Raw genomic sequence first — 12,039 nt, 5'->3', positions numbered from 1 at the left:
GTCAATATATAATTCTACCGGATTCTCTGTGTCGCCCAAAATCGTATCGCTTATATCTTCTATTTCGCAGACGTGAACCACATACACATATGAGCAATATAAATCATAGCTTCATTATTATCATCACTAAACCATTTTTAATTCTATCCAGAGCTATGTCATCTAAAACTTATAAAAGCTAAGACAGCCATTATCACTTATAACCGGCTTTGTTCCTGTTGCTTCTGTCAAATCACTTTCTAACTGTTCTATCTGTTCTGCAAGGTACGCTCTTCTGTCAATATATATTCCGGCAAAACCCGCTTCCTTTAAAGCCTTAACCATATCATCGGCTTTCAGGCTTCCGATTTCTTCATTCCAGCTATCGCCTTCTCTTCCCTTAACAGAACCATAGCTCCATTTAAGTGTGTCTGAATGAAGATAACCAACGAAAAGATGATAATCCCACATATCATTCTGTGACTCACCCTCCGGATATTTATGATATGGAAGCTGATAAATCATAGAGCCATCATCAACTGAACTTTCAATGTATGACACAAGCTTATCATCACTTGCATATTCATCCTGTATTGCCTTATAGGTTTCTGTTGGTGTCTTGCCACCGCAGCCTTCCCATATACTAAACACACATACAAGTCCTGTCACTGCTGTTACAATAATTGAAGCTGTGCGTTTATCAGCTTTAAGCTTATCAACAATAGCTCCCATAAGCATAGCCACCGCCAATATACATACATATTCAATAAATATTGAAATTCTGTTATAGCCTCTTATCTTATCTGTGATCAGAAATGCTATCATAGTTCCAAGTCCGCTTGTTGTACCAAGAAGCACAAGCATAATATTAATCTCAGAAAGTGCTCCTAATCTCTTCTTTAATGCACTGTCCCTGTTCATAAACAAAGTGAACATAAGTATAAAGAAACCAATGATTGCAATAATTCCAAGGTATTCTGTAACATTTTCATTAAGATATGTAGTATTGCTGTCATACATATCTATAGCTTTCTGTATTATACCTATGCCATGTGCATTTCTAGGCATAAATAGCATAATAAGCTTTAAACCATACATTTCTGTTTCAATAAATCCAGCTCTTGATACAGCATCCTGATTAGCACCGTGCTGTAAATTGTATATCTTGGCTGGCACCATACAAAGAATAAAGAATACTGCAATAACTACACATATTGAAAGTGCTCTGACAAACCCTTCCGGCTTCTTATTCTTTAACCACTTGCATACACCTGTTACAAGAAGTATAAAGCAGGTGAAATATGGATAATAACCTATTCCATTATTAGCAATAAGCAGTGCAATTACAATTACAACATAATTGATTGGTCTTTTAAAGAACTGCTTATCAAACTTAAACACTTCTTCTCTTTCAAGAATATAAAAGCATAAAAGAAATGATAAAGGCACAAAATAAGCCTCTGCAAGCACCATATGTCCCACACCTCTTGCAAGCATAAATGGTGACATTCCATATACTGCTGATGTCAATGCTGAAATCCAGCAGTTAATTCCAATCTGTCTCATTACGATATATGACACAATTCCTGCAAATATAAATATGCTTAAATATGTAAGATTAAATCCTACAACAGCATTACCGCCAGCAAGGAATACAAATATTTTCATTATAACCATTCCGGCATTATGCAGATAGTTAGCTGAGAAATCATACATCTGTGTTCCATTTGGTGCACCCAGCCTGTCCGTTGTCATAATCCAGCCCTGTTCTGAGAACATCTTGGCATCTACAAGCATACTAAGGTCATCTCCGCCTGAATATGCTATTGGATATGTTATATCAAAATTAAATAGATTAAACTTATAAATCATTGCCACTGTTATAATAAACAGCATAAGTATAACACTTGCATATTCCTGCCAGTTATTCTTCATATGATTACTTATTTTCTGCTTCATTCTTCTCTCCCACAAGCTTAATTATGTCATCAAACTTCTTCATAATATCTTCCCACTGGAAGTAATCTTCAACATACTTTCGTGCATTCTTACACATAATCTCATATACATCTGTATGTTCAAGCAGATAATTAACACAGCCTTCGAATTCAAAGAAATTCTTGTAATAAAGACCACCATTACTCTTAACGCAGTGGCCCTTTAACACATCACATATACCATTAACTATAACTGGCTTTGATAATGTCATAGCTTCTAATACTGAAATTGAAAGACTCTCGAACTTAGATGGAAGTATAAGTGCCTTAGCACCGCTTATTCCGTCAAATTTATCCTCATCAGTAACGAAACCAAGACTTATAATATCAGGGTGCTTAGGTATCTCACATACCGCCTTGCCCATAAGCACAAGCTTAAGATTATTCTTATTACGCTTTTTATATTCCATAAAATAATTAAAAAGTCTTGGACAATCTTTACCTTCATCAATACGTCCTACATATATAACGTAATTATCAAGGTTATATTTCTTCTTAAATCTATCAGCATCAACAGTTGTTGGGACATCTACACCAACACCGCATACTTCGTATGGAACATCTTCATTATGGAATATTGAGTGTACAAGATCCTTTTCCTCGTCTGTAAGGAATACAAACGCATCCGCAGCCCCGAACACCTTTTTATACATATCAAAATGTATAAATGGTTCCTGATGTGCTGTAGGAATAAATATTGCCTTATTCTTAATTCTTACAATACTCTTAACCGCTGTATAGTAAAGATAAGTTACAACAATAATTGCCTCATATTCGTCCTGATGTTCATCAACATATTCTACAAGCTCTGGACAATATGGTCCCATATGCTCTATCCATCTGTCCGATAATTCTTCGCCCGCATTGGGATTAGAAAGCATTTCAGAATCAAGTGCTGAGAATACCTTAGGAATTCTTTCGTGTACTGTCTTAAATCTTCTTACAGTTACACCATTAATATCCTCAACACCTTCCTTGTAATAATTCTGCCATTTAACATATTCAACAGCACAGGAAGTAAGAACTTCTACTTCATACTTAGCCTTAAGTCTTTCAGCAATCTGTCTTGAATAAAGTTCAGAACCGCCATTAACCTCTAATCCGTATCTTTGATTTATAATAGCTATCTTTTTCATATTTATCTCCGTTTCTAACTTTCAAAAAAATCAAGAAATCTCTTAACAATTACATCCCATTTGAAATTATCTAATACAAACTGACGTCCTGTCTTACCCATAGTCTCAGCAATTACAGGATTGTCCATATAATAATTAACACATCCTTCAAATTCAAAATAATCATTAAAATATAATCCTGAATTAGACTCTTTAGCGAAATTAGCTGTTACATTGCAAGCCGCATTAACAAGAACTGGTCTTTCACACAGCCAGCTTTCCATTATTACAATAGAGAAGCTTTCATTCTTTGACGGCTGGCACAGACATACAGAACCTGCACAGGCATCATATTTATCCTGTATATCAAGAAATCCCAGATCAACTACCTTATCTTTAATATCCTCTGGAATATTAATATCTCCTCCGCCTATTAAGACAAGCTTTAAGTTCTTATCAGGATTTCTTCTTGTAAATTCGCCAAAATATTTTATAAGTGTATATATATTCTTGGCTTCATCTTTACGTCCTGCATATATTATATATGGTTCATTAATATTGTATTTCTTTCTGAACCTGTCAGCATTATATTCAAAATCTGTTTCTACGCCTTCTCCTAAAAGCACCTGATTAACATTTCTTAAATCAAGCACTTTATTGGCAAGTTCCATCTCCGGTCTTGCGTGGAATATAATTCCTCTTAAATCCCTGAATGTCTCTCTATAATGTCTGAAATAAGCGTATGCCTCATCGTGCAGGCACGGAATAAGAATTGACTTAAATGGACACGCCAGTATCCCATAATAAGTTGTACCAAACATATATGGAATAAACACATATCTATGATATTCCTCACTATGCTCCCTGAGATAATCATACATATCAGGACTATTGACCATTTCCCTTATGAATATATCTTCTTCATCATAGGATATTGTCTTTCCCTGCATAACCTTGGCATTAATTCTATGAAATTCTTTCATATTGCCTTTTCTTACTTTGAATCTTCTTATTGGAATTCCATCAACTATCTCTACACCTTCCTTGAAATAATTCTCAGTCCAGTCAGCAGTAAACTCTTTTACACAGGTTGTTATTATTTCCAAATCAACATTATTGGCTTTCAAGTGGGTCACAATTCCTCTTAATTCCTGTTCTGCTCCCCCTCGTATATCCTTATGATACCATGGAACTACAAATCCAATTTTCTTCATAATGCTCAATCCTTCTTATCAATAAACTTTGACAAATACTCCTTGAACATTGCAGATATATTATCATAGCTATAATATTCAAGTCTTTCATTTTGTTCTTCTATAACATAATCCCTTAACTTCTTATCTTTAACCATCTTGTCAATGCAGGCAGCTACATACTGTGGATTATTATCATCTAATATCATACCCTTATGGTTCATAGTTTCAGGCACAGCAGCCCTGCCATAAGCAATTATTGGAACTTTGAACTTCATTGCCTCAACAATCGGAACGCAGAAGCCTTCATGCTCACTCATACATAGAAATACATCTGCTGTCTTATAATAAGCAAGTATCTGGTCAAACTTTATATGTCCTGTAAATATAACTGTTCCACCCATACCAAGCTTCTTAGTATATTCTGTAAGCCTTATATAATATGGATCATCATATCTGAACGAACCAGCCAGTATAAGACGTGACTTCTTATTATACAGCCTGTTGTAATAATAAAATGCTGATATAAGATTTTCCTGCTTCTTATTAGGTGCAATACGTCCTGTAAATAATATATTCACATAGTCATCAGAATATTTCTTTACAACTGATTTGTCTGGTGCTTTATCATAATCAGACATTGGTATAATAATTGGAAGTACATCAATAGGGCATTTATAACCCATATTAAGCAGATCCTTTTTATTGAATTCTGAAACAGCAAGACAATAATCGACCTTATCAGCTAATGACTTAGCACCTTTAAGACCATACTCACATATATCACTGAATCTTTCATCATTATTCTTGAAGTATTCTGGTGGTGTTATGTTATGATACACTACAATTTTACGGCAAGGATACTTAGCCACATCAAAATTCAGGCGGCTTCCTGTTGACATATGGAATATTATAATATCATCATTCGATACATCTTTTAATTCTGAAATTGCAAGTGCCGTCTTTTTATCAAGTGGTGGTACTATGCTTTCGGCATATATTCTTGTCTGATATCCCATCTGCTTGATTGCCTTTTCCATAGCTACTGTATCATTACTAACAGCATCGCCATAAGCAATAGTAGATAATAACTGAAAAATACGCATATTACTTTCCGCCCTTTAATTCTTCTATCTCTTTCTTAAGTTCAGCTATCTCTTTATCTTTTTCTTCTATATAACAGTTCATCTGGTTCATCAAACGGACAATTGAAGCATTAAATCCATCCTGAGCCATAACGATAGGTTCTACAAAGAAATATACAAGCTTTCTTATTGCCTTTTTAAAGAATACTGTTACTTTTCCACCCTGTAATGGTCTGTATGGATTAACTTCCCATTCGTGGTTGGCAACATATATATCCTCATTGAATTTTACTTTATCAAACTTATTAACATTCATTGAACCAACATCAACAATAACATCATCAAAGCTTAATAAGTCATTAGTATAACCTTTAACTTCAATCTCTTTCTTAATCTCTTTCATAATTGATTCTACATTAATCTGTTCTGACATATACTCCTCATTTCTGTGTATCTGATACACCACTTACATTTACAAGCTAGAAATTAGCATATATAAAGCCTTGTGTTGCTCCTATATATCCAAATATTAATATAACAGCTATCAACGCATAATAAGCAATCCATCTTACCGCTAATGGCTTGGCCGCTATGCTCTCTCTTATAGCTATACCTTTTTCTTTAAGTACACTTATAATAAATACTATAATACATCCAGCGATTATAATTATATAATCTCTTGCTTCTATTCCAAGGTCTAATAATGAACTGTTAAGCTGTGAAAAGCTTAATCCCTGAATTGACCATCTTATCATACATAATGCCTGACTTACACTGTCAGCCATATCAAAGTACCAGCCTATATTAACAAGTATAAATGTTCTTATAATCTGCCATAAAGTCCAGCCCCTGCTTGTTGCATTAATATGAAACTTTGAAAGAAGCTTCTTGTATACAGGCTCTAAAAGATTGCTTATTGCAATAATAAAGCCATTGTAAAGTCCATATGCAATATATTTCCAGGCTGCTCCGTGCCATATACCTACGATAAAGAATATTACTATATTAGCAAAGCATATAGGAAGTGTTCTTCCAAATGTATTGCCAAAGTGCTTCTTTCCCCACTTTCCGAACTTATTCATCTTCTTAGAAAGTGACATCGGATAGAATATGTAATCCTTCATCCATGTACCAAGTGTAATATGCCATCTTCTCCAGAATTCACCTATTGACTTAGAGAAATATGGCTGTCTGAAATTCTCATCCATTGTAATTCCAAACATCTGTGCAGCACCGATAACTATATCTATTCCACCAGAGAAATCCATATATAAATCTACAGAGTACATAAGCACTGCCATAATATAATGAAATCCGCTGTATGCCTCATAATTATTAAATACATTAAGAACAAGCACTGCCGCCCTGTCTGCAATAACAACCTTCTTAAAAAGTCCCCAGCCGATTCTTTGAAGTCCGTATTCTACATTCTTTAAATTGAAGCTGTGTCCACTGTAAAGCTGCTTTCCTAATCTGTCATATCTTCCAATTGGACCCTGTAAAAGCTGTGGGAAGAATGATACGAATAATCCCATCTTAAATATGTTCTTCTCACACTCATACTTTCCCTGATATACATCAATTGCATATGATACAGACTGGAATGTAAAGAACGATATTCCAAGTGGCAGTCCCATTCCAAGAAGACCTATTGGTTCTTTACCTATAAGTCCAAGTACGGAATTAATATTCTCTATTGCAAAATTACTATATTTTACAACTGCTAACATTCCAAAATCCAAAAGAAGTATAAGGAACAACACCCATCTTTTCTTTCTTCTAAGGCTTTCTTTATAAGCCTTCTTATCTTCTCTTGAAAGTGTTTCTTTATTATCTTTTAAATATCTGTCACCTGTATTCTGTATATTTTGAAGCCAAATGCCTCCGAAATATATAGTTACAGTTGCAAATACCATAAATAAAGAAGCTTTAATACTAAATGTAAAATAATATATATAACTTAATATAAGAAGCCATATCCACTGTACATTCTTGGGAAGAACATAATAAACAACTATTCCAGCTAATAAAAATACAAAAAAGGCTACTGTTGTGAATGACATTTATTGTTCCTCCATCTCTTTATACATCTCATCAAAGGTATTATAAAAATACTTTGTTTCATCTAATGTTCCGTTAAAATGTCCTTTTAACACTTCTGCTAATACTTCTGAATATTCTTCTGCAAGTTCTCCACCCATATGACCTTCTTTATCTCCATAATCAAGATCACTTCTGTCAAGAACTGATAATCTGGCTTTGTTAAAATTATAATAAGGTACATTCTGTTCTTCAAAGAACTGTGAAAGTACATCATTAACAGTTCCCATTCCAAGCTTCTGCATAACGCTTGGTGTTATTGGTGATGTAACACATATAAGCTCAATACCATTATCATCACAGAACTTCTTTATCTGCTTGAACTTGGTTACAGCCACCTCTGAAAGACCATCATTCTCTCTGCCTACCCAGCCATCAACATAAGCATCACCACCAGGCTTAAGTCCGCTTACCTCACGATAGAAAAATCCCTTTCCAATATATGGGCCATTGGCATCTGGTACCTCTATTGAGTAGATATCCGCATCCTTATATTCCTGCGAACGCTTCTGTGAAATATTAGTCTTTACTGATGATGGAGTACAAAGATATACATTTCTCTTCGTAAATGCATTCCTAACATCAAGATTAAGCATATTCTCTGCCATATACTTCCACTTTACTGGTGATGACCAGCTAAGCTGGTTGTATATGAATGGTTCCTGAAAATATCCTTCTGCCTGAGGTTCCATCCAATACTGGTAATCCACATCAAATATAAGTGTCTTAATCTTCTTACTGCGGCACGCTTCCTGTAACACATAATAAGAATCCTTTACCATCTCACCAGGTATTGCAAGACTGAATGAATTCGTGTCGTTAACATCATCTATCTTCTGCGGGTCAATTGCACTTCTTGCATGCGATGCACCTAATACAAGTGTATCTATATCCTCATCTGAATTCTGGAAATATGTAAGCACATATCTTACATATCCTGTCTGTGCAAACGCGTAATCAAATATTGCTACCAGTACAACAAGCCCAACAATAAATCCAGCCACTCTTATCCATGGCACTGCCCTTTTCATAATTATTCTTATCTCCTCATCTTAAATGTGTAATTCCCACTTGTGTGGAATTCTTGTAACGCCAACATCTGTTATATTAGATACAACCTCAAACTTAAGAGCCTGCTTATAATAATCAACAGGTATACCCTCTCCATATTCAATAGTTATATCTACCCAGTAATTACCAGGTATAAGATTAAGATCTTCAAGTTCTACCTTATATCTTCCGTCTTTATCAATGTCAAAATTCTCTATTCTGTCTATTCTTGTATTAGTACCATAGCACCAGAGAGCATCATTTCTGAATATACCAAATCCAAATACTGCATCAGTAACTTTATTATCAACGTGATAACCAAGGTCAAGTATAACTTTCTCTCCTGTCTTGAATATTCTGCTCTCCTCGCCAGCCTCATTATACATATGAATATCTGTAAATCTTGCGTCTTCACTTCCGTATCTTGAATTAACCTTCGCACGCTCTTTCTTGATACGTTCTTCTTCTTTCTTCTTCTCCATCTGCTCACGTTCAAGCTTTGCCTGACGTAGCTGCTCTTTCTCAGCCTGTTCCATTCTCTCCTGATTCATATAGTCAAGATATTTAAGATGGACATCTTTTGGAGTTCCTTCCGCTTCTATAAGACCATTTTTTATCCATATAGAACGGTCACATATCTGCTCAATCTGACCTAATGAATGTGATACAATAACGATAGTTGTTCCCTCTGCCTTAATCTCTCTTAACTTATTGAAACACTTTGCCTGATAGTTAGCATCACCAACGGCAAGGATTTCATCAATAAGAAGAATATCAGCATCTACATTGATAGCAACTGCAAAAGCAAGTCGCATATACATTCCTGAAGAATAAGTTCTTACTGGATTATCTATGAAATCTTCAAGTTCTGAAAATGCTATAATATCATCAAGTCTTGCATCTATCTCTTTCTTGGTAAGTCCGAATATAGAAGCATTAGTATATATATTTTCTCTTCCGCTCATATCCGGGTGAAAACCTGCTCCAAGCTCTATAAGGCTTGATACTCTTCCACGCATCTCAATTGTTCCTGAGTCAGGGTATATAATCTTAGTAAGCATTTTAAGTGTTGTACTTTTACCACAGCCATTCTTACCTACTAAACCTATAGCCTCACCTCTCTTAACATTAAAGCTTATACCATTAAGAACATGTCTTTTCTCATATCTGTTGCGCTTCCAGAAAAGCATTTTTTCCTTAAGTTCGCTTCCCTTATCATAATACACTTTAAAATCTTTAGTTATATTTTTTACTTCAATTGCATTATCTTTATCCATCATAATCCTCATTTCTGCTTATATATCTAATTGTCTATACTATTCTAATTAGAATTCTTCTGCAAAACCTCTCTGAAGCTTCTTAAACAGAACTTCTCCGACAACTATAAATACAATACCTATTATTAATGCAAGAGCCAGCGAACCAAGTTCTGGAACTTGTCCATAATAAATAATCTGTCTGTATATTTTAATAATAGGTGTCATAGGATTTAAGTTAAATATTAAAATAAGCCAGTCACCAGCACCAGAATTCTCTACCATATCAACGCCATACATTACCGGTGTCATATACTGGAGTGCCATAACAAATATTCCAAGAATATACTGTAAATCCCTGAGATATACTGTAAGTGATGATACTATAAGTGCAATACCAAGACATAGTACATACTCTACAACCATAACAACAGGAAGACATAATAATGCAAGTGGATTAATACCTCTTCCTGATACAATAACAACTATAAATACAACAACAAATGTAAGTATCATATTAACAAATGCACTTGTAACTGTTGATATTGGAAGAACCTCTCTTGGGAAGTATATCTTTTTAACCATATCCTTCTCTTTTAATATACTTGCCGCACCGTCAGTTACACTTGATGAAAAGAACATCCAAGGCACAAGTGCCACGAAAAGAAACAGATAATACTGTTCATAGCTTGCCCTCATTATTATTGAGAACACAATTGTATACACAATAAGCTGTAATAAAGGGTTGACAAATGTCCAAAGAAATCCAAGAACCGAACCCTTATATCTTCCTCTTAAGTCTTTTCTTACAAGACTTATAATCATTTCCCTATATTCATATAATTCTTTAATATGTTGCATCAGAAATTTCTCCTCTATATCTAAATCCTGCATATTATAATAACAATCATTTTCTTTGTCAAACGAATAATTTAAAACCCTTAAGACTTTGAATGAATCTGTCTTAAACGCTCACTCACAATATCCGCTGAACGTTTGTATGCAAGATGTTCTCTGGCATATGCCTGTCCATTAACTACCTTGGTGTTGTAATACTCTTTGTCTTCATAGAGCCTTACCATATAATCAGCAGCTTCATCAATGTGTGCATCTGCCCACACATTGCCCTTCTTAAATACATCATAGTCCTTATCAAGTTCTATCATATCGTATCCAACCATACACGCCGTATGATCATTCATAAACTCTGTATTACCCGACCACGCCGTTGCTATAACCGGTGTTCCAAGATACATAGCCTCCGCCATTACAAGCCCGAAGCCCTCTGAGCGGTGAAGTGATACATATACATCTACGTCTTTAAGAAGAGAATTAACTTCTGTCTTATTAATCTGTCCACACATAAAGTAAATATTATCTTCTTTATCTACAATAGAGCTTATAATCTTCTCATCGTCTGCTGAAAGCTCTGACTCACTTATCTTAATTACAAGACCTACATCCTTATACTTGTTCTTAGTTGCTTCATCTTTCAGGAATGCCTGCTTAAATGCTTTAATAGCTGCCAATGGATTCTTTCTTTCCATAACACTTCCACTATTAAACATTATTAAAAACAGGAACTTGTCTTCTGGAAGATTAAAATGCTTCCTGCCATACTGTGCACTTGCAACAGGTTCTATACAATGTGGAACCGTAACCACAGGCTTGTCAGTATATTTCTTAAGTGTATTAGTAACAAAATCCGATGGTGTCCACACTTCATCGACAAGCTTAAATGCCGGAAGCCATTCCTCTGGAAATGTCTCTAATTCCCACGCCCAGTAACCTATATTATATCTGTAATCCCATACATCTTTGCCAAGGCTTAAATATGCTACCATAAACTCACTTGCATTAACATGTATTATGTTAACATCATATGGAAGCTGTGTTGTAAGCCTGCTGTCATACATATCATTGGTTCTTGAGCCTCCCGGTGGAACAAAGAAATCCCTTATAACGTGTGGCTCATTATTCTCATCAAGCAGACTGCACATAATACGTGCACTCTGTCCTAATCCATTATCCCCCTTTATATTGCCTATTATATTAGCACCTTCCTTGTATCGTCCCGGTGCATACTTTTCTATAGTATCTGCCGACAGCTTTTCTGTTGCATTATTAATAATTCCCGCCTTCAGCTTACTTAGCAGTTTCATCGGAAGCACTTTTACAAGAACTGGCCTTAACGCTTCACCTGCATTTAAAAATAATTTGGATAACGCCATTGTATACCTCTATTCTTCTATAATTTAATAATC

10 protein-coding genes are annotated in these 12,039 nt (G+C 35.0%); all 10 read right to left on the bottom strand.

The features are described 5' to 3' along the window. Window positions 1–162 precede the first annotated feature (162 nt). Window positions 163–1,938, bottom strand: a complete 1,776-nt coding sequence (locus C7390_RS03560; protein WP_022502963.1) for a hypothetical protein — start codon at window positions 1,936–1,938, stop codon at window positions 163–165. After that, window positions 1,919–3,112, bottom strand: a complete 1,194-nt coding sequence (locus tag C7390_RS03555; protein ID WP_022502964.1) for a glycosyltransferase family 4 protein — start codon at window positions 3,110–3,112, stop codon at window positions 1,919–1,921. Before C7390_RS03555 ends, C7390_RS03560 begins: the two co-directional genes overlap by 20 nt. Before the next feature lie 14 nt (window positions 3,113–3,126). Then, entirely contained in the window at window positions 3,127–4,305 is a 1,179-nt protein-coding gene (locus C7390_RS03550) for a glycosyltransferase family 4 protein (protein WP_022502965.1), read from the bottom strand. Between the two features lie 5 nt (window positions 4,306–4,310). Further along, the gene (locus tag C7390_RS03545; RefSeq protein ID WP_022502966.1) at window positions 4,311–5,390 is read right to left on the bottom strand and encodes a glycosyltransferase; all 1,080 of its coding nucleotides are present in this window, start codon (window positions 5,388–5,390) and stop codon (window positions 4,311–4,313) included. A 1-nt stretch (window position 5,391) separates the two neighbouring features. Next, window positions 5,392–5,802 (bottom strand): hypothetical protein, encoded by a 411-nt coding sequence (locus C7390_RS03540; RefSeq protein WP_022502967.1) that lies wholly within the window; start codon window positions 5,800–5,802, stop codon window positions 5,392–5,394. A gap of 46 nt (window positions 5,803–5,848) precedes the next feature. Next, a complete protein-coding gene (locus tag C7390_RS03535) occupies window positions 5,849–7,432 on the bottom strand; it encodes an MBOAT family O-acyltransferase (protein ID WP_055175645.1) in 1,584 nt (527 codons plus the stop codon). Further along, window positions 7,433–8,500: a hypothetical protein gene (locus C7390_RS03530; protein ID WP_022502969.1), complete on the bottom strand. Its 1,068-nt coding sequence runs from the start codon at window positions 8,498–8,500 to the stop codon at window positions 7,433–7,435. It abuts the gene before it with no gap. Window positions 8,501–8,521: 21 nt separating this feature from the next. Further along, window positions 8,522–9,796: an ABC transporter ATP-binding protein gene (locus C7390_RS03525; RefSeq protein ID WP_022502970.1), complete on the bottom strand. Its 1,275-nt coding sequence runs from the start codon at window positions 9,794–9,796 to the stop codon at window positions 8,522–8,524. Window positions 9,797–9,844: 48 nt separating this feature from the next. Then, complete coding sequence (locus tag C7390_RS03520) at window positions 9,845–10,636, bottom strand: ABC transporter permease (protein ID WP_022502971.1); 792 nt, start codon at window positions 10,634–10,636, stop codon at window positions 9,845–9,847. 80 nt (window positions 10,637–10,716) lie between these two features. Beyond that, complete coding sequence (locus C7390_RS03515) at window positions 10,717–12,006, bottom strand: glycosyltransferase family 4 protein (protein ID WP_116443624.1); 1,290 nt, start codon at window positions 12,004–12,006, stop codon at window positions 10,717–10,719. Window positions 12,007–12,039 lie beyond the last annotated feature (33 nt).

It is taken from the genome of Bacteroides galacturonicus (assembly GCF_003096855.1).
GTDB lineage: Bacteria > Bacillota > Clostridia > Lachnospirales > Lachnospiraceae > Lachnospira > Lachnospira rogosae.
The sequence above is the reverse complement of the archived record's forward strand: the minus strand, read 5'-3'. Positions and strand labels throughout refer to the sequence as shown.